The 20988-nt window shown below is 69.4% G+C and carries 20 protein-coding genes and 1 pseudogene; 4 read left to right on the top strand and 17 right to left on the bottom strand.

The window, feature by feature from the left end; all coding sequences use genetic code 11:
- The first annotated feature begins 25 nt into the window (after positions 1-25).
- Positions 26-358: a hypothetical protein gene (locus tag AOZ06_RS24550; RefSeq protein WP_054291555.1), complete on the top strand. Its 333-nt coding sequence runs from the start codon at positions 26-28 to the stop codon at positions 356-358.
- 77 nt (positions 359-435) lie between these two features.
- On the opposite strand, the gene AOZ06_RS24545 is transcribed toward AOZ06_RS24550, so the two are convergent.
- From AOZ06_RS24545 to AOZ06_RS24525, 5 genes are read right to left on the bottom strand one after another with little or no spacing between them, the layout of a single operon-like run.
- Positions 436-2910 (bottom strand): LamG-like jellyroll fold domain-containing protein, encoded by a 2475-nt coding sequence (locus AOZ06_RS24545; protein WP_236952382.1) that lies wholly within the window; start codon positions 2908-2910, stop codon positions 436-438.
- Between the two features lie 21 nt (positions 2911-2931).
- Complete coding sequence (locus tag AOZ06_RS24540) at positions 2932-3951, bottom strand: ABC transporter permease (RefSeq protein WP_054291554.1); 1020 nt, start codon at positions 3949-3951, stop codon at positions 2932-2934.
- Entirely contained in the window at positions 3948-4910 is a 963-nt protein-coding gene (locus AOZ06_RS24535) for an ABC transporter permease (protein ID WP_054291553.1), read from the bottom strand. Before AOZ06_RS24535 ends, AOZ06_RS24540 begins: the two co-directional genes overlap by 4 nt.
- Positions 4903-6435 (bottom strand): sugar ABC transporter ATP-binding protein, encoded by a 1533-nt coding sequence (locus tag AOZ06_RS24530; protein WP_054291552.1) that lies wholly within the window; start codon positions 6433-6435, stop codon positions 4903-4905. Before AOZ06_RS24530 ends, AOZ06_RS24535 begins: the two co-directional genes overlap by 8 nt.
- A complete protein-coding gene (locus AOZ06_RS24525; protein WP_054291551.1) occupies positions 6435-7526 on the bottom strand; it encodes an ABC transporter substrate-binding protein in 1092 nt (363 codons plus the stop codon). The genes AOZ06_RS24530 and AOZ06_RS24525 overlap by 1 nt, the downstream gene beginning before the upstream one ends.
- A gap of 99 nt (positions 7527-7625) precedes the next feature.
- On the opposite strand from AOZ06_RS24525, the gene AOZ06_RS24520 reads away from it, so the two are divergent.
- A complete protein-coding gene (locus AOZ06_RS24520) occupies positions 7626-8624 on the top strand; it encodes a LacI family DNA-binding transcriptional regulator (RefSeq protein WP_054291550.1) in 999 nt (332 codons plus the stop codon).
- A gap of 169 nt (positions 8625-8793) precedes the next feature.
- Positions 8794-9189 (top strand): bacteriophage spanin2 family protein, encoded by a 396-nt coding sequence (locus AOZ06_RS24515; protein WP_063810104.1) that lies wholly within the window; start codon positions 8794-8796, stop codon positions 9187-9189.
- Between the two features lie 565 nt (positions 9190-9754).
- Here the strand turns inward: AOZ06_RS24515 and AOZ06_RS24505 are convergent.
- From AOZ06_RS24505 to AOZ06_RS24495, 3 genes are read right to left on the bottom strand one after another with little or no spacing between them, the layout of a single operon-like run.
- The gene (locus AOZ06_RS24505) at positions 9755-10255 is read right to left on the bottom strand and encodes a molybdenum cofactor biosysynthesis protein (protein WP_236952380.1); all 501 of its coding nucleotides are present in this window, start codon (positions 10253-10255) and stop codon (positions 9755-9757) included.
- Between the two features lie 5 nt (positions 10256-10260).
- The gene (gene msrA / locus AOZ06_RS24500; RefSeq protein WP_054291546.1) at positions 10261-10758 is read right to left on the bottom strand and encodes a peptide-methionine (S)-S-oxide reductase MsrA; all 498 of its coding nucleotides are present in this window, start codon (positions 10756-10758) and stop codon (positions 10261-10263) included.
- Between the two features lies 1 nt (position 10759).
- Complete coding sequence (locus tag AOZ06_RS24495; RefSeq protein WP_054291545.1) at positions 10760-11980, bottom strand: MFS transporter; 1221 nt, start codon at positions 11978-11980, stop codon at positions 10760-10762.
- A 92-nt stretch (positions 11981-12072) separates the two neighbouring features.
- On the opposite strand from AOZ06_RS24495, the gene AOZ06_RS24490 reads away from it, so the two are divergent.
- Positions 12073-12660, top strand: coding sequence for a TetR/AcrR family transcriptional regulator (locus AOZ06_RS24490; protein WP_054291544.1), 588 nt, complete (start codon positions 12073-12075; stop codon positions 12658-12660).
- Here the strand turns inward: AOZ06_RS24490 and AOZ06_RS24485 are convergent.
- From AOZ06_RS24485 to AOZ06_RS62160, 9 genes and pseudogenes are all read right to left on the bottom strand, one after another.
- Entirely contained in the window at positions 12657-13751 is a 1095-nt protein-coding gene (locus tag AOZ06_RS24485; RefSeq protein ID WP_054291543.1) for a Gfo/Idh/MocA family protein, read from the bottom strand. The two genes, AOZ06_RS24490 and AOZ06_RS24485, sit on opposite strands and share 4 nt — an antisense overlap.
- The gene (locus AOZ06_RS24480; protein WP_054291542.1) at positions 13748-14482 is read right to left on the bottom strand and encodes a sugar phosphate isomerase/epimerase family protein; all 735 of its coding nucleotides are present in this window, start codon (positions 14480-14482) and stop codon (positions 13748-13750) included. The genes AOZ06_RS24485 and AOZ06_RS24480 overlap by 4 nt, the downstream gene beginning before the upstream one ends.
- A 112-nt stretch (positions 14483-14594) precedes the next feature.
- Positions 14595-15788 (bottom strand): PucR family transcriptional regulator, encoded by a 1194-nt coding sequence (locus AOZ06_RS24475; protein WP_236952378.1) that lies wholly within the window; start codon positions 15786-15788, stop codon positions 14595-14597.
- Between the two features lie 97 nt (positions 15789-15885).
- On the bottom strand, positions 15886-18168 hold the full coding sequence (locus tag AOZ06_RS24470) for an ATP-binding protein (RefSeq protein WP_054291541.1): 2283 nt from the start codon (positions 18166-18168) through the stop codon (positions 15886-15888).
- 58 nt (positions 18169-18226) lie between these two features.
- Entirely contained in the window at positions 18227-19096 is an 870-nt protein-coding gene (locus AOZ06_RS24465) for an alpha/beta hydrolase family protein (RefSeq protein WP_054296882.1), read from the bottom strand.
- A gap of 134 nt (positions 19097-19230) precedes the next feature.
- Complete coding sequence (locus AOZ06_RS24460) at positions 19231-19692, bottom strand: hypothetical protein (protein ID WP_054291540.1); 462 nt, start codon at positions 19690-19692, stop codon at positions 19231-19233.
- Positions 19693-19752: 60 nt separating this feature from the next.
- The gene (locus AOZ06_RS24455) at positions 19753-19965 is read right to left on the bottom strand and encodes a hypothetical protein (protein WP_054291539.1); all 213 of its coding nucleotides are present in this window, start codon (positions 19963-19965) and stop codon (positions 19753-19755) included.
- Positions 19944-20489 carry an MFS transporter gene (locus AOZ06_RS56610; RefSeq protein ID WP_236952376.1) on the bottom strand — a complete coding sequence of 182 codons (546 nt, stop codon included), beginning with the start codon at positions 20487-20489 and terminating at the stop codon, positions 19944-19946. The genes AOZ06_RS24455 and AOZ06_RS56610 overlap by 22 nt, the downstream gene beginning before the upstream one ends.
- 109 nt (positions 20490-20598) lie before the next feature.
- Positions 20599-20895, bottom strand: a pseudogene (locus tag AOZ06_RS62160) (hypothetical protein); the annotation flags it as partial.
- Between the last annotated feature and the right edge of the window lie 93 nt (positions 20896-20988).

The following is a 20988-nucleotide window of genomic DNA, read 5'->3' as shown; positions in this document are numbered from 1 at the left end:
ACCCGTGACATGAAAGGAGGCCGCCGTGCGGCAGCCGACCTCGATGGCCATCTCGGCCACCCTCGCGGAAGGAAAACTCCCAGCTTTCCAGCACTTCGTCCGATCAAGGATCATCGGTCACGAACGCGCGCTCGCGGCGCTTGACGCAGCGGAGGGCAAGTCCGCGGACTCACCGGAAGTCCGGGTACTGGCAGCAGAGCTGGAGCGCATCCACGACGTACCTTTCCAGACTGAGCTTCGCGCACGCTGGGATTCGATCCAGCACGCCACGCGCAGCGGCACGGTCAACGAGATCTCCGGCACCGTGTACGGCAAGGTCGTTCAGGCTCGTGACATACACGGAGACTTGAGCTTCTAGCCCAACGGAGAGTCCCGACAGACGAACCGGGTGGGAGCGGCCGGTCGGCCACCACCACCCGGTTCGTGCTGGGACTGCTACCGGCCCGAGGCGTACAGCTGCGCCACCTCCGCGGCGGGCAGGGCCCGGTCGTACAGGTGCACCTGGTCGATCGCGCCACGCCAGAAGTCCACCGGTCCGCCGTTGAACTTCGCGCGGCCGATCACGGTGCTGCCCGCGCCGGGGCCGCCGTCGCAGGAGTACGCCGTGCCGGCTGGTTCGCCGTCCACGTACAGCGTCAGTGATCCGGCGCGGACGTCGCGGACGCCGGCGATGTGGTACCAGCGGCCCGCTTCGGGCGCCACCGGGGCGAGTGCGCGGACTCCGGCGAAGCTGAACGCGAACCGGTTGTCCGCGCCCGAGTACTGCAGGAAGAACGCGCTGTTGCCGGTTCCGTCCTGGCTCACCGCCGTGGCGAACCCGCCGAGGCTGTCCAGTTTCACCCACGCCGCCGCGCTGTAGTTGCTCCCGGTGTCCAGCACGCTGGCGCCGGTGTCGACGACCGAGTCGGTGCCGTTGAACTGCACCGCTGAACCTGGGTTGCCGGTGGTCCACGTGGCGTTGGTCAGCGTCGCGTTCCTCGTGCCGACCTTGTCCGCGGTGGTCGTTCCGGTGCCTTCGTCGAACGGGTAGTACGTGATCCCGTCCAGTCCCGGGGTGCCCGGGCCCGGCTGTGGCCCGCCGCCGGTGCCGTCGGCTTTCCTGACGATCTCGTCGTTGATCGCCTTCACCTGGCCGAAGTCCATCTTGCGGACCTGCCTGTCGTAGGTGAAGAACCCGTTCACCTCGTGTTCCACGTCGGTGATCTGGGTGTAGATCGCGCCGCTGATGCCGCACTTCTGCGCCGCGCCCAGCACGTCGCGCTGGTTCTCCACGTAACGGCGGGTCAGCGTGGCCGGGTCCGGCGTCATCTCGTAGGCGTGGCCGTCGCCGAACCACATGTGGTCCTTGACTTCCAGGCCGAAGCCGCCGTGCTCGCCGTCGGCGGCGACGCGGTTCGCGCTCGGTGAGGGCGCGGCCGGTCCCACGTAGGCGTGGTGGTCGAGGATGTCACCGCGGCCGGAGTCGCCTTTGGACGCACAGCAGTTCACGCCGCTGTGCGCGTTGACCAACCTGCTGGGGTCCTGCTTCTTCACGTCGTCGGCGATCCGGCCCGTGGCTGTGCGGTCCCACTCGCCCCAGCCCTCGTTGAACGGCACCCACGTCACCACCGAGGTGAAGCTCTTGTGCTTGTCCACCATCGTGTGCAGTTCGCGTTCGAACTGCTGCTGCGCGTCGACCGGCGGCAGATCGCTGGACGTCTTCATCGCGGGCATGTCCTGCCACACCAGCAGTCCCAGCTTGTCGGCGTGGTAGTACCACCGGTCCGGTTCGACCTTGATGTGCTTGCGGACGGTGTTGAAGCCGAGCACCTTGTGCTGCTCAAGGTCGAAGCGCAGCGCGGAATCCGTCGGCGCGGTGTGGATGCCGTCCGGCCAGAAGCCCTGGTCCAGCGTGGACATGTGGAACAGGATCCTGCCGTTGAGCGTCATCCGCAGCTTGCCGTCCGCGCCGGGCCTCGTCCCGATCTCGCGCATGCCGAAGTACGAGCCGACCTCGTCGATCGGGCGGTAGCGCTTGACCAGCCGGACTTTCAGGTCGTAGAGGAACGGCGAGTCCGGCGTCCACAGCTTCGGGTCGCGCACCGGCAGCTTCAGTTGCGTGTTCGCCGGCCCGCTCACGCTGCCGACGGGCCTGCCCCGGTCGTAGGCGGTCGCTTCGACCGTCACGCCGTTCGCGTCCCCGGTGACTCGTGGCGTCAGCCGGAGCGTGGAGTCCGCCAGGTTCGGTGTCTGGTCGAGCTGGGTGATGCTGCTGGACGCCACCGGCTCCAGCCAGACCGTCTGCCAGATCCCGGAACTGGACGTGTAGAAGATGCCACGGTCGGGCACGTTGCGCTGCTTGCCGACCGGTTGCCAGGTCGCGTCGGTCAGGTCGGTCACGCCGACGACCACTTCCTGGCGCTCGGTCCTGGTCAGCGCGTCGGTGATGTCCAGGCTGAACGAGTCGAAACCGCCGCGGTGCGTGCCGACCTGACGGCCGTTGACCCAGACCGTGGTGTCGTAGTCGACGGCGCCGAAGTTGAGCTTGACGCGGTCACGGCGCCAGCGCTCCGGCACGGTGAACGTGCGCCGGTACCACATCCGGTCTTCCCTGCGCTGGATCCCGGACAGCGCGGACTCGATCGGATACGGCACCAGCACCCGTTCCGCCAGCGACTTGCCGATCGGCGGTGCCTCCCCCGCCTTGGCACCGGCGAACTCCCACACGCCGTTGAGGTTCTGCCAGCGGTCCCTGGTCAGCTGCGGGCGCGGGTACTCCGGCAGCGCGTTGGCCGGCCCGACCTGGCTGGTCCACGGTGTGGTCAGCGGTGGCTTGCCCGGTTTCCACGTCGGCTGCGCCGATGCGGGCACCGCGGTGGTACTGAGACTGAGCAGCAGAGCGGTGAGCAGAACCGAGGTTCTCAACAACACTGGCGCAACCCTCCCGTTATCTCACGTGCTTCGCTCCCGGCCGAGATGCGCACGGCTCAGGTAGGCCTGGATGGCCACGACGATCGCCAGGAACGCGCCGCTGACCACCGACTGGTAGTGCGACGACAGCGTCCCGATCTGGTTGATCACGTTCTGGATCACCATCAGCAGCAGCACACCGGCCAGCGTCCCGCCGACCGTGCCCGCGCCGCCGGTGAGCAGCGTCCCGCCGATCACGACGGCGGCGATGGCGTCGAGTTCGAACCCGACACCCACGATGGTCACGCCCGAGGCGGAGTAGGCCGCCGCGAGCGCACCGGACAGCCCGGCCAGCAGTCCGCTGGCCGTGTACAACCACACCGTGCGGCGCGCCACCGGCAGGCCCATCAGCCGCGCGGCCTCGGCGCTGCCGCCGATCGCGAGGACCGAATGACCGGCCCTGGTGCGTTGCAACACAATTACACCCACGGCGAACAACACGACCGCTATCCACACGGGATAGCCGAAGCCCAGCAGTGTGCCCTGGCCGATCTGGGTGAGCACGGCGTCACGCGGCATCAGCCGGGTGTTGGCGCCCTCGTCGGTGATCGCCAGCAGCAGGCCGCGCGCACCGAGCAGAGTGGCCAGTGTGACGATGAACGGCGCGAGCCGTCCATACGCGACAAGTGCGCCGTTGAGCAGGCCGATCCCGCCGCACACCACCAGCGGCAGCAGCAGACCGGCGACGCTCCCCCACTGGATTCCGATCGCGGCGAGCACCCCGCCGAGCGCGTACACCGACCCGACTGACAGGTCGATGCCGCCCGAGATGATCACGAACGTCATGCCGAGCGCGACGATCGCGAGGAACGAGCTCTGCATCGCGATGTTGCGGGCGTTGTCGACTGTCGCGAACGTGTCGAAGGACAACGACGACACGAGCACGACCAGGGCCAGCACGACCACGGATCCCCGCCGCTGCACGAGCCCGGCGATCCACTCCCTCTTGGTCATGCCCTTGTCCGCCACGGCGACGGCGGCTTTCTCCCTGGTAGCAGTCATTTCGCACCCGCCAGCCGAGGCCGCTGCAACAACACCGCGACCACGATGATCACCGCCTGCACGACAAGACCGGCCGAGGTCGGCAGGTTGTGTTTGATCAGCGTCGCCGAGATCAGCTGCATCAGCAGCGCACCGGCGACCGTGCCGAGAATCCGCACCCTGCCGCCGTTCAACGGGGTCCCGCCGACGACGACCGCGGTGATCGCGGACAGTTCGGCGAGTTGCCCGATCGCCGACGGGTCGGACGCCGTCAGCCGCGCGGTGGCCACGATCCCGGCGATCGCCGCCAGGACACCGCTGATCACGTAGGTCACGATCAGGATCCGCCGGACCGGCAGGCCCGCGAGCGCACTCGCCGACCGGTTGCCGCCGACGGCGACCAGTTGCCGCCCGAACGTCGTGTACCGCACCACGAAACCCACGACCAACGTCAGCACCGCGGCGATCAGCACGACGACGGGAATCCCCGCCACGCTGCCCGATCCCAGCTCCAGCAGCGTCGGGTTGCGGATGTCCTTGAGCCGTCCGTCCGCCAGCACCAGCGCGAGTCCACGGCCGCCGACCAGCAGCGCGAGCGTGGCCACGATCGGCTGGATGCCCACGACCGCGACAAGCGTGCCGCTGAACACTCCGCACAGCGCACCACCCAGCAGGGCGACCAGGATGGCGGGCATCAGGCCGTAGCCCAGGTAGAGCGGTAGCAACGCGGCCGAGAGGGCCATCACCGAGCCGACGGACAGGTCGACGCCTTCGGTCCCGATCACCAGTGCCATGCCCAGCGCGGCGATCAGGATCGGGGTGACCTGCACCAACTGGGTGGTCAGGTTCGACAGCGTGGCGAAGTTCCCGGTGAAGATCAGGTTGTAGACCACCAGGATGCCCAGCGCCGCGTAGACGCCGTAGTCACGCAGCCGTCGCGTTGTGGGTGCGGCGATCGGGGTGACAGTCGCCTCAGCCATCGCCGTTGTCACCGCCTTCCGCCAAAGCCGCGATCAGCTGTTGTTCGGTCACGTCCGCGCCGCGCAGCTCGGCCACCACGTGCCCTTCCCTGAGCACGACGATCGAGTCGGAGCCTTCGACGACCTCCTCGAACTCCGAGGAGATCAGCACGACCCCGAGCCCTGCCGCGGCCAGTTCGGCCACGAGTGCCTGCACCTCGGCCTTGGCGCCGACGTCGATGCCCCTGGTGGGTTCGTCGAGCAGCAGCACCTTCGGTTCCCGGCACAGCAGCCTGGCCAGCAGCACCTTCTGCTGGTTGCCGCCGGACAGCTCGCCCACCTTCTGGCCGGGGCTGGATGCCTTGATCCGCAGGCGTTCGATGAACGTGTCCACAATGGCGTCCTGACGTTTGCGCGACACCAGACCGGCCGCCGACAGCCGTGGCAGCGCAGCGAGCACGATGTTCTCCCGCACCGACAGGTCCGGCAGGATCCCGTCGGACTTGCGGTCCTCCGGCAGCATCACGACGCCCGCCCGCATCGCCGCCGTGACCGAGCCGGACCGCACGGACTTGCCCGCGACCGTGACCGTCCCGGAGTCGACCGGCAACGAGCCCGCGATGGCCCGAACTGTCTCACTGCGACCGGCACCCAGCAGGCCGCCCAGACCGACGATCTCGCCGGGCCGCACGGTCACGTCCACGCCGTGCAGCAGGTGCTGGCTGGTCAGTCCCCTGGCCGCGAGCACTGGCGTCTGCGTCGTCTCGGTCGGCGCCGAGTCGAACTTGGTCGTGCCTTCCCTGCGGATCTGCTCCAGGTCACGGCCGAGCATGAGTGCGACCAGCTGCAACCGGGACAGGTCCGCCATCGGACCACTGTGGACTTTGCGGCCGTCACGCAGGACCGTGACGGCGTCGCAGATCCGGTACAGCTCGTCGAGGCGGTGGCTGACGTACAACACGGCGGCGCCGCCGCCGCGGACCCGGTCGATGATCTCGAACAGGGTGTCGACCTCGCGCGGCTCCAGTGAGGACGTCGGTTCGTCGAGGATCACCACGCTGGCGTCGGTGGCCGCCGCCCTGGCGAGCGCCACCATCTGCCGCACGCCCGCGCCGAGGGTCCGCAGTGGCCTGGTGACGTCCACTTCGACGCCGTAGGACCGCAGCAGCTTCGCGGCGGCGGTGTTCATCGCGCGGAAATCCATCAGTCCCAGCCGCGTGCGCGGTTCGCGACCGAGGAACAGGTTGCTGGCCACCGACATCAACGGGACCAGGTTGATCTCCTGGTACACGGTGCTGATCCCGGCCGCCTGCGCGTCCAGCGGGCGGCCGAACCGCACCGGGGCACCCTGGAGGAACAGCTCACCGCTGTCCGGCGGGTGGACCCCGGTCAGGACCTTGATCAGCGTCGACTTGCCCGCGCCGTTCTCGCCGACCAGCGCGTGCACCTCGCCCGCGACCATCGTGAGGTCCACTTCGGACAACGCGACGACACCGGGGAACCGCTTCCCGACAGCGCGGGCGTCGAGCACGACCTCGCCGGTCATCAGTACGCGTTGCCCAGTTCGGCAGCGGCGTTGTCCTTGCCGTACAGCTTGTCGCTGATCACCACGTTCTGCTGGACCGGCTGACCGCTCAGGAACGACCGCAGCGTCTGGAAAGCCAGCGGCCCGAACCGCGGGTTGGACTCGACGACCGCGGACATCTCGCCGTCCACGACCTTCTGCACGGCGTTGCGGGTTCCGTCGATCGACACCACGTGGATGTCCGTGCCGGGCTTCTTGCCCGCGCTGCGCAACGCGACCAGCGCGCCGAGGCCCATCTCGTCGTTCTCCGCGTAGACGCCGTTGATGTCCTGCTGGGCCTGGATGATCTGTTCCATCACCTGCTGGCCCTTGTCCCTGGCGAAGTCACCGGTCTGCTGGGCGACCACCTGGATGTCCGGCGCGGACGCCTTGAGCTCGTCGACGAACCCGGCTGTGCGGTCGGTGGTGACGTTGTTGCCGGACGCGCCGAGCAGGATCGCGACCTTGCCCTTGTTGCCCAGTGCCTTGGCCATCTCCTTGGCGGCCCGCTTGCCCTGCTCGACGAAGTTGGAGCCGAGGAAGGACACGTAGTCCTTGCAGGTGGTGGAGTTCACCTTGCGGTCGATGGTCAGCACCGGGATGTTCTTGGTGCGGGCGGCCGACAGCGCGGGTTCCAGGCCGTCGGAGTTCAGCGGCGCGATGATCAGGGCCTGCGCGCCCTTGTTGATCATGTCCTGGATGTCGGAGATCTGCTTGCTCAGCTGCGAGTTGGCGTTCGTCGTGAGCAGCTGCTTGACGCCGGCCTTCGCGGCCTCGTCCTTGATCGACTGGGTTTCGGCGATCCGGAACGGGTTGGCTTCCTTCTCCGACTGGGAGAAACCGACGATGGCGTTCTTCAGGTCCAGCTGCGTGCCGCCGTACTGCGACAGCGTGCAGGTCGGGCCGTTCGCGGCGGGCGCGACCGGCGCCTGCGCGCCACCAGTGCCCTGCGGGGCCTGCGCGGCGGGCTCCTCGGACTTGGCGCAGCCGGAAAGCACAAGCGCGACGCCACACAGGCTCGCACCAAGGATCCGGCCTAAGTGGACGGGACGGGACTGGGTGGCGGCGGCCATGGGCTGACTCCTCGTCGAGACAGGTCGAACACGCTCGGCGAGCACGTTACATCGTTGGTACAACGTTGTAAATATGCGCGATCTTGATATTCTCACCCCGTGGCAACGCTCAAGGACGTGGCCGAACTGGCCGGTGTGTCGGTCAAAACGGTGTCCAACGTCGTGAACGGTTACTCGTTCGTCAAACCCGAGAACGAGCGCAAGGTCCGCGAGGCGTTGGCCGCGACCGGCTACAAGCCCAACGTGGGCGCGCGCAACCTGCGCAGAGGCCGGACGGGCTTCATCGCGCTGATGGTCCCCGAACTGAGCATCCCGTACTTCGGCGAGCTCGCGGGCGGCGTGATCACCGCGGCGCACGCCCACGACTGGAGCGTGTTGATCGAGCAGACCCACGGCCTGCGCGACCCCGAGGCCGCCACCCTGGCCTCACTGGGGCCGCACATGGTCGACGGCGCCATCATCAGCCCGGAAGCGCTGCACACCCAGGACTTCACCCGCAACCCCACGGACGTGCCGATGGTGCTGCTCGGTGAGCACTCGCTGGACGTGCCGATCGACCACGTCGGGATCGACAACGTGCAGGCGGCGCGGATCGCGGTCCGGCACCTGATCGACCTGGGACGGACCAGGATCGCCGTCGTCGGTCAGAATCCCAGCCGAGGCACCGCGACCCAGCGGCTCGCCGGCTACCACTCCGCGCTGGCGGACGCCGGCCTGCCCGCCCCGCCGCCCGGGTACATCGCCCCAGCCGCGCACTACCACCACCGCGACGGCGCCGAGGCCATGGCCCGCCTGCTCGCCCTGCCCGAACCACCCGACGCGGTGTTCTGCTTCAACGACATGCTGGCGCACGGCGCCGTACGCGCCGCCGCCGAACGCGGCTGCAACGTCCCACGTGACATAGCGGTGGTCGGCTTCGACAACACCGAGCACAGCAAGTACAGCCTGCCGTCGCTGACCACGATCGCACCGGACAAGGCAGCGCTGGCCAAAGCGGCGGTCGAACTCGTACACCAACGGGCGAATGGTGACGTCAGCGCGGTGCGTGACGTACAAATCCCCTTCACACTCCAGGTCCGTGAGAGCACCTCGGGTTAGCTTTGGTAAAGTCGTCATCGCGGAGGGGAGTACCCACCCGGTCGAGATTCGTCAATACGGCGTCCCCAGTGGCGACCCGGTCTCGGCGCCACACGGTCTTGACCGGCGCGGTGTGGTTGGGGAGACCTCCGGTTCATTCGAAGAACCGGAAGGGATTCGCATGCGCTCAATGAAGCGGCTGGTGGCCGGAGTTCTCGGCGGCGGCACGTTGGTCATCGCACTCACCGGCTGCGACGCGGTGCAGGATGCCCAGAAGACGGCGGAAGGCGTCAGCAACGCCGCCTCGAACGCGCAGGTGTGCGCCGAGGCGATCAAGATCGCCGCCTTCAACCCGGACAAGGCCAACCCCGAAGCCGCGGCGCAGAGCGCCCAGGACGCGGGCAACAAACTGTCGGACCTCGCCAACAAGGCGACGAACACCACGGTGAACCAGGCGCTGGACGACCTCGCCGGCACCTTCAAGGAAGTCAAGCCCGAGAACGTGGTCAACGACTCGGCCAACTGGCTGAAGACCAAAGCCGACCAGGTAGCCGCCCTCACCAAGGCGTGCACGGGCACGGGCTGACACACCGGATCCCCGACCACCGTTGTGGACCGCGGAGCGACGCCGGACCTGTAAGTCTCGTCGCTCCGCGGGTGTCACACCCAGCCGACATGCCGCTCGTGGCGGTTGGTCGTGCTCAAGTAACCCACCGCACACCAGTAACCGGCTGGGCACCAAGTCACGGATCGCCGTGAGCTTGAGCTGCCCGTTTCGGTAACGTCACCGGGTGAGTTTCAGCGCCTTCGCCAACCACGTGCGTAACCCGGAGTTGCCGTATGGGTACCGGGTGACCCGAACCCGGACACGGGCCCGCACTACTGGTATGGCGCCCCTCGCAAGGGCGCTCTGTTCGCGTTGCTGCGGTGGCGAGCCGCAACCGTGAGCTCACAGGCTCGTTCGCGTCACTGGTGGGCGCCTCGCTGGCCGCGGACGGCGCACTCACACCCGTACAGCGCGACAGGCTGGACCACGAAGTCGACATGTTGTGGCGCAGTATCCGCGCAGACCTGTACGACGTCGACTACACGGCCTACTCCCACGCACGGGAACTACTGCGGATCGCACACCACGTCCGGATCGCCGCCGGCTACGCCGACACCACAGCCAGCACGGCCGGGCCGAGTTCCAGCGTGCCGTCGTCCAACGGCACACACCGCACTCCCCCGTGACCGCGTAGCCCACGGAACGCGCCGGATCCGAGCACCACGTCCATCCACGCGCACGGGTTCGCGGGCCGATGTGCCTGGAAACGGACCGCGCCCGCCCCGGAATCCAGGCTGAACACCGCCCCCGCCGTCCCCGGCCTGGCGGCCAGGTCGTCGATGCGGAACCCGCGAAGCACGATGTTGCGGCGCGTCAACAGCGGCGAGGCGGTGATGCCGAGAGCGTCCAGCGACTCGACGGCGAACACCGTCACCGCCGCGTTGCGATGCGCCGCGTGGTTGAAGTACCTGTCACCCACGATGCCCAGGTTCGCGCGGACCTCGATCGACCGGTGCGCCACCGGCGCCGGATCCGGCCGGGGCCCGTCCGCCGGACGCCCCTCGTAGGCGTGCACGCTGGACACGTGCAACGCCTCGACGGTCACGGGGATCACTTCGTGCCGGAGAGCTTCCAGTCCGGCCGGATGTAGTGGCAGGTGTAGCCGTTCGGGTAGCGCTCCAGGTAGTCCTGGTGCTCCGGCTCGGCCTCCCAGAAGTCACCCAGCTGGCTGACCTCGGTCACCACCTTGCCCGGCCACCGCCCGGAGGCCTCCACGTCGGCGATGGTCTGCTCGGCGACCTGCTTCTGCTCCTCGTCGGCGTAGAAGATCGCCGACCGGTAGCTGTCACCGATGTCGTTGCCCTGCCGGTTCTTGGTGGTCGGGTCGTGGATCTGGAAGAAGAACTCCAGCACGTCGCGGTACGACGTCCGCTCGGGGTCGTACTCGATCTCGATCGCCTCGGCGTGTCCCCGGTGGTTCCGGTAGGTGGCGTTCGGCACGTCGCCGCCCGTGTAGCCCACCCGCGTGGCGAGGACACCTGGCTGGCGCCGGATCAGGTCCTGCATCCCCCAGAAGCAACCACCGGCCAGCACCGCAACCTTGGTCACGTCATCGCTCCTCTCGTCCGCTCTCGCTCGGTTCAAGCGAATCCGCGGCCTGTTTTGTTCCAGGTCCGGGCATGACGTACGCGAACACCGCCGCCATCGCGCAGAGCACGATCGGCAGCACGAACGCCACATTCAGCGGTACCCAGTGTGTCAGGAGACCAACCAGCGCGGGACCTGCGAGGATGCCGACGTAGCCGAGGCCGACCACCCGGGCCATCAACGTGCCCGCCGACCTGGTGTCGAGGTTGCCCGCGGCCGTGAACAGCTGCGGGACGCCGCCGGACAGGCCGATGCCGAACAGCGCCCAGCCGGCCAGGGTGAGCGGCACCCACGGCGAGAGCGTCACGACGGTGAGCCCGGTCGCGGCCAGTGCGGCGCCGTACCGGACGATCGCGACCGGCCCGATGATCGCGGCGACGCGGTCGGTGGCGAACCGGCCGATCGTCATGGCCGTGGAGAACGCGCCGAACGCGAACGCCGCCGTGCTGGCCGACGTCCCGAGGATGTCCTTGGAGTGCAGCGCCGCCCAGTCCGCGGCGACGCCCTCGGCCAGCATCAACGCGAACGCCAGCAGGCCGAGCAGCCACACCAGCTTGCCGCCCCGTGCCTTCTTCTCCGGCTGGGGCTCGCCTGGGTCGTGCGCCGCGTGGTGGTCGGGTTCGAGCAGGAACCGGGCGGTGGCCAGGGAGATGATCACGATCAGCACGCCGCACGTGCCCAGCGACACCTCGGTCGGCACGCCCGCGCCGAGCAGCGCGGCACCGATCGCGGCCGCCGCCGCCCCGCCGATCGACCACATGGCGTGGAAGGCCGCCATGATCGGCCGGGGGTACGTCCGTTCGACGACCACGGCCTGCGCGTTCATGCCGACGTCGATCGTGCCGTTGGCGAAGCCGAACACCATCAGCGCCAGCCCGAGCGTCCACCACGAGTCGGCCAGGCCGGGCCCCAACAGCGCGCAGCCCATCAGCACACCGGCGGCGGGCACGAGTTTGCGCTGGCCGAGCCGGTCGGTCAGCGCCCCGCCGACCTGCATCCCGACGAACGCCGCGCCGCCGAGGCACAGCAACAGCAACCCGAGGGTGGTGTGGCTGATGTTCGTGGCGCGTTCGACGTTCGGGATGTGCACGACCCAGAGGCCAACGGCGAAGCCGTTGAGCGTGAAGTAGATCCAGGTGGCGACCCGGGCCGCGCGAGCGCGCGGGACGGCGAGCTGTGTCATCGGCAGGCACTCCTCACACCCGTGATCATCGCAGCTTGCGGCATGATGTCGGTCGTGTTCCCTCCGTTGCCGCTCCGACCAGCCGCGATGCCGTGACCGGGTACCTCAAGGGCCGGCTGCGCCGGGAGGACATCATCACGGCGGCGATCGAGGCGTACCGCGAGACGGGGTACCACGGCTCGTCCTTGCGTGAGGTGGCCAAACGGGCCGGGATCACGCACGCTGGTCTCCTTTACTACTTCCCCACCAAGGAGGCGTTGCTCGCGGCGGTGCTGGAGCGCCGCGACGCCGAGGACGCCGAACGGGAGAAGCTCGACATCCCGCCCGGCATGGAACTGCTGCGGCACCTGATCGCCTTGGCCGAGTACAACGTGGCGCACCGGGGCATCGTGGAGGTGTACGCGCGGCTGGCGGCCGAGGCCGTCGCCCCCGACCACCCGGCGCACGAGTACTTCATCCGGCACTACCAGATCGCACGGGACAGTGCCGTCGCCACGTTCACCGCGCTTGCCGAGAGCGGCGAGCTGCGCGACGGCGTCGATCCCCACGCCGCGGCGGTCGCGTTCATCGGTATGGAGGACGGCCTGCAGGTGCAGTGGCTGACCACTCCCGACGAGGTGGATCTCGTCGGGTCGATGCGCTTCTTCCTGCGAAACCTGCTGACCGTCCCGCTCGACTAGAGCGTCCGCTCGTAGGGATCCCAGTCCGGTGGGAGTGCGGGCGGGATGCCAGTGGTGCTTTCGACAAGGACCGTGCGGCCCGCCGTGATCGACTCGTCGATCGCGAGCATGGCGTCCAGCACGTGGTACGCCAGCTCACCCGAGGCGCGCTCGGGCGCCCCGGTCCTGATCGCCCGTGCCAGCTCCAGCGCCCCGGTGCCGCGGGAGGCCGCGTGTCCCTGCGCCTCGATCTCCTGCGCGTCGTCCTGGCCGACCAGGTGCAGGGTGGTGGATCCCTCGAAGTGGTTCGGGTCGGGCAGCACGGCGACACCGCCCGTTCCGGTCACTTCGAGCAGACCCACCCGGCGCAGCGCGGAGTCGAAACTCAGCACGATCTGTGCCGAGCCGCCCCGCTCGAACTCCACGAGCGCGGTGACCGTCGTCGGCACCGTGACCGCGAACTCCGTGCCTGCGCGTGGCCCGCTGCCGATGACTCGGGTGGGTCGCGCCTGCCCGCCCGCCCCGGTGACCTTGCTGATCGGGCCGAGCAGGGAAACCAGGGCCGTCAGGTAATACGGGCCCATGTCCAGCAACGGCCCTCCCCCGGCCTGGAACAGGAATTCCGGTGCGGGGTGCCAGCTTTCCGGCCCTGGTGTCTGGAACAGCGCGAGCGCGGACCGCGGTTCGCCGATGCGGCCTTCGTCGATGGCACGGCGTCCGGTCTGCGGTCCCGCGCCCAGCAGCGTGTCCGGCGCGCAGGCGATCCGCAGGCCCTTCTCCGCAGCGCGGTCGAGCAGTTTCCGGCCCGACTGGCGGTCCAGCGCCACTGGTTTCTCCGACCAGACGTGCTTGCCCGCGTCCAGCGCGGCCAGGCCGACCTCGACGTGCGCGGCCGGGATCGTCAGGTTGACGACCAGTTCCACGTCCGGATCGGTGAACAGGTCGGCGACCGTGCCTGCGCGGGGTACACCGTGTTTGCCGGCTTGGGCCTGGGCGCGGGCGGTGTCCAGGTCCGCGACCCGCACCACGTGCACGTCCGGGAAGCTGGAGAGGTTGGTCAGGTACGTCTCGCTGATGACGCCCGCACCGATGACGCCGACGCCGACGCTCATGCCTTGTGCCCCTTCAGGTAGGCGTAGCTGGCGGCGATGCCGTCGAAGATGTCCCCGTCGTAGCGGTCGAATTCGACGACCCGCAGGGCTCTGGGCGCCGCCGCGAGCACATCGGCCACGGGCACACTGCCCTGCCCGGCCGGGACTTGTCCCGACGCGTCCACGGCGAGACCGCCGTCCTTGACGTGGATGGCGTGCACGCGGTCGCCGAGGCGGCGCAGCAGCGCAGGCGCGTCCTCGCCACCGGCTGTCGCCCAGTACGTGTCGACCTCGAGCACGATCTCCGGATCCAGCAGGTCGGCGAACACCTCGAACGCGCTGCGGCCGTCGATCCGGGATTCCAGCTCCCACCAGTGGTTGTGGTACCCGACTGTGACGCCGTACTCGGGTGCGATCGCGGCGGCGGCGTTCAACGCGTCGGCGGTGGCCGCGATGTCCGCCGCGGTCTGCCATTTCCCGGCGGGCACGAACGGGTCGATCACGACGCGCACACCGCAGTCGGCGGCTGCCGCGAACACGGCGTGCTGGCCGGCGTCGATCAACCTGGCGTGCGCGGTCGGCGCGGCGAGGTCGTTGGCCCGCAGGCCGGTTCGCAGCACGGCGGCGTTCTCGGCGAGGCCGTACGGCTCGACCTGGGTGAACCCGATCTCCGCGAGCCTGCGGAGGACCTCTCCCGGGTTCTCGGCGAACTCGTCTCGCACCGAGTACAGCTGAACGGACACGTCGGTCACGCGGACCCCCTGACACCAGCGATGATGGAAGCGCTCTCACGATTTCTACCACGTGGTAAGTATTCAGGCCAGAGGGTAACGGACCCGGTGCCCGCGGCACCCCGCGAACCGGTCAGCGGTCGAGCAGCACGTCCGCGCGCAGCGCGATCTGGAGGTTGAGCCGGTCGTCGGCGTTGTCGAGCCGGTCGCCGAACAACTCGGTCAACTGGTGCACGCGATACCGCACGGTCTGCGGGTGCACCTTGAGTTCCTTCGCGGTGGCGAGCACACTGCCCCGCGTCCGCAGCCACACCAGAAGCGTTTCGCCGAGCCTCCTGCGCTGCGCCGGCTTCAGGCCGTCGAACGGTCGCAGGCTGCGGGCCCGGATCTCCCGAGCGAGGAACTCGTCACCCAGCAACCACAACGTGCCCAGGTGCTCTGCGCAGTGGGAGACGGGCCTGTCCGGCAGCACCCCACGGCGGACGAGCGCCAGCGTGCGGCGTGCCAACGACAACGACCGCGGTACGTCGGCGATCCGCGTGGCCGGTCCGACAGCCAAGCGCCGACCCGGTAGCCGCGCGGCGAGACCCCTCAGGTGGCGTTCCGGGGTGATCAGGCACGGCTGGGCGCGCACCAGATCGACGAGGACCTCGGCGGGCAGCCCGGACGGCACGAACTCGTGGTCGTCCGCGCCAGGTTCGACAGCGACCACGGTGACGAGGTCCGGCACCGGCCACCTCGCCGACGCTGCCCGTTCGGCGATCGTGTGCGGCGCGACCGGCTGATCGGCGACGAGCAGGTCGACCAATCGCCTCCGGCGCGAGGCCAGCGTGTCCGTGGCGTGCGTCATCGCCGCCGTGTAGCCCTCGATGGACAGTGCGGAGATCTCGTCGACGAAGGCGAAAATGGCTTCGGCGCAGATGTAGAGCACATCCGCGCGGACATCGCTGGCACGGCCGAACTCCCGGACGTGACGCCACGCGACACGGCCGCCGACGCGGTACGCCGACTGCAGACGGCTCAAGTCGCGGCCTGCGTCGTACTCGGCCCTGCCGAGGTCGCGGAACACGGTCTTCCACGCTTCCTGCGCGACCGCGGCAGGCGCGCCGACAGTGTCGAGGCACCGGGTGATCGCTTGCCGGACAGCCACACCCTCGGGCTGCTGCCGGTACTCCGGCACTGCCGGCCGCACTTCCCGCAGGATGGCGCGTACGAGCGGATCGACCCGCGGTCTGAAGTGGACCGCCAGCTCACGCGGCAGCGCGGCCCACAACCGCGCGGATGGCAGACCTGAGGTCCACGACGCCGGTGGTACCTGGGTGAACACTGAACTCCCTTGGCTCGCCCGGCGTCGCGCCGGAGTACGGGGTCGTTCAGTCTCAGGTCGGGCGGATCCGCCGGTAAGCGTGAAAACACGTAGATCACTACGTACGCCGGGTGGCGAACCAGCGGGCGATCTGGGTGCGGTTGCTCGTGTCCAGCTTGGTCAGGATGTGCTGGACGTGCGTCTCGGCGGTGCGCAGCGAGATGACGAGCCGTGCGGCGATCTCCCTGTTGGACAGGCCTTCGGCGACCAGGCCGGCGATCTCCAGCTCGCGTGCCGTGAGCGGGTGGTCCGTGCGGGGCCTGGCCGTCGGGGACACCGGCTCGGACGGCCCGTCCAGCACGTAGTCCATCGCCTGGTCCTCCGGCAGCGCCCGCCCGGTCGCGCGGGCCTCGTCGAACCGGGCCGCGCCCAGGGCCTTCCTGGTGCGGCGGAGGTGCTCGAAATGCGGTGTGGACAAGGACTTCGCGGCTTCCGGGGACATGCCGACGAGATCCCACAACCGGGAGGCGATACCGAGCAGCGTCGCGGAACGCAGGTGCTCGTCCAGGCACGTGCACGCCCAGGCGAGCGCTTCGACGTGGTGCGCGGCGCCGAACCGGCTGCCGATCGTCAGGTTCGCGCCGACTCCGGCCAGCGCCGCGCGCCGCGCCACCACCGGATCCCCGTAGAGCACCTCGACAACGGCTTGGGCGTACAGCGACATCGTGTGGTAGTAGGCGTCTCCGACCGGTCCGGTGAGAGCGAGCATCTTTCGCACCCCACGCCGCGCGCCCGCCAGGTCGCCGAGCACCGCGGTCGACACGGCCTTGATGAACAGCGGGTGCACTTCCCGCCGGAGGTCGCCGTGCGCGCGGCATGCCGCCGCCGCGCTCGTCGCCAGCTCGGCCGCTTCGGCGAACTGGCCCTGCAACATCGCGGTGAGGCTGCGGACGAGGGCGAGGTGGGTGGACGCCGGTCCGGCGGGGTGTTGCCCGGCCTCGGCCAGCCTGGCTTCGGTGACCTCGACGTCGAAGAGCCACAGCGCGTGCAGCGCGTTGACGCTCAACGCCAACGGCCGATCGGGGTGGCCGGCCGGGGTCGCGGCCAGTGCGCGGTCCAGCCAGCCCCTGCCTTCCATGCAGGAGCCGCGCAGCGTCCAGTATTCGTTGACGCGCGCGGCCATCCGCAACGCCACAGCGGCTTCGCCCGGCTCGGTCAGCGACCACTCCAGCGCCGCACGCAGGTTCGCGTGATCCCGGCGCAGCCGAGCCACCCACACGACCTGGCCGGAGCTGAACCACTCCGCGTCGGCGGTCCCGGTCGTCCGGTCGAACCAGTCGCGGTGCCGCCGTCCGGCTTCCGGCAGGTCACCGGATCGCCGCAGCTCCTCCTGCCCGTACTCCCGCAGTGTCTCCAGCATCCGGTAGCGCGCCACGTCGTCGTGCTGCTCCCGCAGCAGAACGGACTTGTCCAGCAGACCGTCGACCAGGTCGAGGACAGCACCCGGCTCCGCGCAGACGAACTCGGCGGCGTCGAGGTCGAACGACCCGGCGAACACCGAAACCCGCCGCCACACCCGTTGCTCCGCCTCGGAACACAGCTGGTAGCTCCACTCGATGGTGGCCCGCAGGGTCTGCTGCCGTTCGGGAGCCGTGCGCGGACCGGACGTCAGCAACGCCAGCCGCCGCGTCAGCCGCTCGGCGATCTGGCGCGGCGACAACGACCGGATCCGGGCCGCCGCCAGTTCGATCGCCAGCGGCAACCCTTCGAGCTGACGGCACAACCGGGCCACGTCCGCGCTGTTGTCCGCGCGCACGCGGAAGGACGGCACCACCGCCGACGCCCTGTCCTGGAACAACTGGACACTGTCGTAGTCGGACGGCTCGATCGTGTCCTCTTCGGGCACACGCAGCGGCGGCACCGGGAAAATCTGTTCACCTTGGACGCCCAGCGACTGCCTGCTTGTCGCGAGCACCACCACACGCGGGCATTCCAGCAGGACAGCCTCGGCCAACGCGGCGCACGCCCCCACCAGGTGCTCGCAGTTGTCCAGCACCAGCAAGGTGGCGCGGTCTCGCAGGTGGGCGACCACGGTGTGCAAAGTCGGCTCGTCCGACCGGTCGTGCAGGCCCACCCTGTCCGCCACGAGCGCGGGGACCAGGGCCGGATCTCGGAGTTCGGCGAAACCGGCGAACACGGCGCCGTCCTGGAACGCTTTCGCGGAGTCACGCAGGAGCCGCGCCGCCAGCCTCGTCTTGCCGACGCCGCCGGGACCGGTGAGCGTGATCAGCCTCGCCGATCCCAGCAGGCGCCGCACCTCGGCGTGCTCACCACGCCGCCCGACGTAGCTGGTCACCTCCATCAACCCCGCCGACACGGCCGGGTGAGCAACACCGCTCATGTCGATGCATGCTAGTAGCGTGTCGCTGCTTAGGTCAGCCAAGCGGGACCGAGCTCGTTCAGGACAGCGGACAGGACGCGCTGTACTCGGTCACCCCGGGGCCGCCGGTCGCCGGGCAAAGGTACTGGTCGTAGCGGGTGTCCTCGTCGACGAACCGTTTCAGCCAGGCGGCGGCGTACCGGCCGGTGATGCTGTTCTCCTGCGTGAAGTCGCCGTGGTCAGCTGCGGCGACGTTGAGCAGACCGCGATCACGGGCGCCGGTGAGGCTGTTGTAGAACGGCCTGGCGTGCTTGTCGACACTGGCTATCTGATCGGCACTGCCGCCCACGACCAGCGTGGGCGTGGCGACCTCGTTCCAGGTCTTGTCCTGGTTGTACGGTGCGAGCGGGATCGCCGCCTTGATGCCGGGCCGGGCTCCCGACGCGTAGAGCGCGCCTCCCCCGCCCATCGAATGGCCTGTCACAGCGAGTCGTGCCGGGTCGAGCCGCTTGCGGACCGCGTCGGGCGTGCGCTGCGTGAGGTGGTCCAATGCGGCCAACAGTTGCTTGCCCCGGGCCGTGGGCTGGTCGAAGGGGCTGGTGGTCGCGATCGTGAAGACCACGAAGCCGCGGGAGGCCATGTGCGGACCGAGCCAGGCGACCGCGCCTTCGGGTGAGACGAACCCGGGCACGGCGACCACACCGCCGTACGTGCCTTGGCTGGTGTCGTCCGGGTAGTAGATCGTCCCGCCGCCGAACCCGGTGACCTGCGAGCGCGGGACGACGACTGTCGAGTACGTGAAACTGCCGAGCGGCGCGAGCAACGCCTGCTCGGTGGGTGCGGGCCCGCGTTCGTACGGGTTGGCAGCCGGCGCGCTCGCGCCGGCCGCGGCAACGCCGGGACTGAACGCGAGAACCGCGGCGAGGAGGACGATCGACCTCCGGAACATGGCGACTCCTTGCAGGGCTGAGACGACTGTGATCAAGCTGGTCGTCACATTGCCCAACCCACCAGTCGCCGGCCTCCGTGAGAGTACGTACGAGGGTACGTATCCCGCGTTCCGCCGTCGCCAGTGGACACTGCTCAGAGACGCAGTGCCGGTGTCGACACGCAATCCTTGCCACAGAGGGAGATCTTCGCGGGCCCCCGGCGTACGGCCGCGTACGTGAACCGCCCGGCGGCGTTGGCGGATACTTCGAGGACACCGGCCGTCGTGCGCAGCCGGACACGGCAGGCGGCCGCGGGCGCGACCCAGCCGTCCACGCGGACAGTGACAGCGCCGCTTTCGACGACCGAGATCAGGATGGTCGTGTCGGCGCCGCCGAAGACACGCACCCGCGAGCGGTCGTCCGCGCCCTGGGTCACCGGCCGGAGGGTCTCGCCGCCGGGATCGGTGTGCTCGAGCGCGAAGCCGACCGTGTCGGCCAGGCCGGCCGGGACGGGATCGATCTCGTCGCAGAGGATCCGCAGGCGCTCGACGACCTCCTGGTCCGCCGGATCGGTCAGGGCATCGGTGGCATCACCCGCACCCACCACGATCACCACCCGACCGGGTGTGTGATGGGGGACGCGGGCGTGTGGTTCGCACTCACGACCCTGTATCGGTCAGGAACGCGCAGGCGTTCCGGGGCGGCTCACCGGATTGTCTCGAAACTTCGCCACACCCGGCACCAGGAGGGTCAACGCGCTGGCGGCCGACACGACGACACCGCTGAGGACCAGGGTCGCGGACTCGCCCAGCAGGGCGACGGCGGGGCCGACGAGCGCGTATCCGAGGGGCAGCAGCGCGAAGGAACTCAGCTGGTCCAGCGCCAGCACACGGCCGAGCAGTTCGCTGGGACCGCCCGTTGCAGCGCGGAAAGCCAGTACACGGAATACAGTTCCACGGCGAAGCCGCCGAGCGCGAACAGCAGGATGACCAGTGGGGAGCAGCAGCGGGGCGGCGAGACCGAGCGAAGGCCGCCGTAGCAGACCAACGCGATCATGGACACGGTTCCGCGGCGGGCCGGTCGCCACTTGCTGGCGAGGTACACGCCAGGCAGGGCACCGAGAGCGACCGCGGCCAGCGTCGCGCCGTAGGCGAAACCGCCGCCGAACTCCCGGCTCGTCACGATCGGCAGCAAGGTGAGCGCGGTCGCCGTGCCGATCATGATCTGCACGCAGGTCGCCGTCATCACCGCGAGCACCCATGGCCGGTCAAGGACCGCCTTCAGTCCTTCCCGCGCGTCGCTGACGATCCCACGGGACTTCTTGTCCGGTAGCTGTTCGCGGATGCCGAGCACGGTGAACGCACCCAGCGCGAACGTCACCCCCGCGGCCAGCAGCGCGGCCCGTGGCCCCACCAGGGCGGCTCGTTCCCGCTCCCGCCAACGAGCCGAGCACCGCCGAACTGCGCAAACCCGGGGACACCAGTGCGTTGCCCCGCTCCAGCAACGACGCCGGCAGCAGCGACGGCACGAGCGACCGGCAACCCGGCCGGGCGATCGCCTCACCCGCTCCGATCAGGATCGTTCCCACGCCGAGCAGCCCGAAGGGCAGGTGGCTCAGCAGGAGTGCGAACAGGACAGTGACCGTGGCCCGGTACGCGTCCGCGCAGGCGATCAGCTTCGACCGGCTGACCCGGTCGGCGAGCATACCGCCGATCACCAGGCACAGCCCGAGCCCGAGGGCGCGCCCGCCGAGCACACCGGCGACGGTCCCGACGTTTCCGCCGTTCTGCACGACGTAGACGCTCAGCGCGACAGGCACCAGCTGGTCGCCGATCGCGCCGGGCACCTGTCCGGTCCACACCCGCAGGAACTTCGGGTGCGCGCGCACTTCCCCTCGGTGCCAGCCACGGCA

This window comes from Kibdelosporangium phytohabitans (assembly GCF_001302585.1).
GTDB classification, from domain to species: domain Bacteria; phylum Actinomycetota; class Actinomycetes; order Mycobacteriales; family Pseudonocardiaceae; genus Kibdelosporangium; species Kibdelosporangium phytohabitans.
The sequence above is the reverse complement of the archived record's forward strand: the minus strand, read 5'-3'. Positions and strand labels throughout refer to the sequence as shown.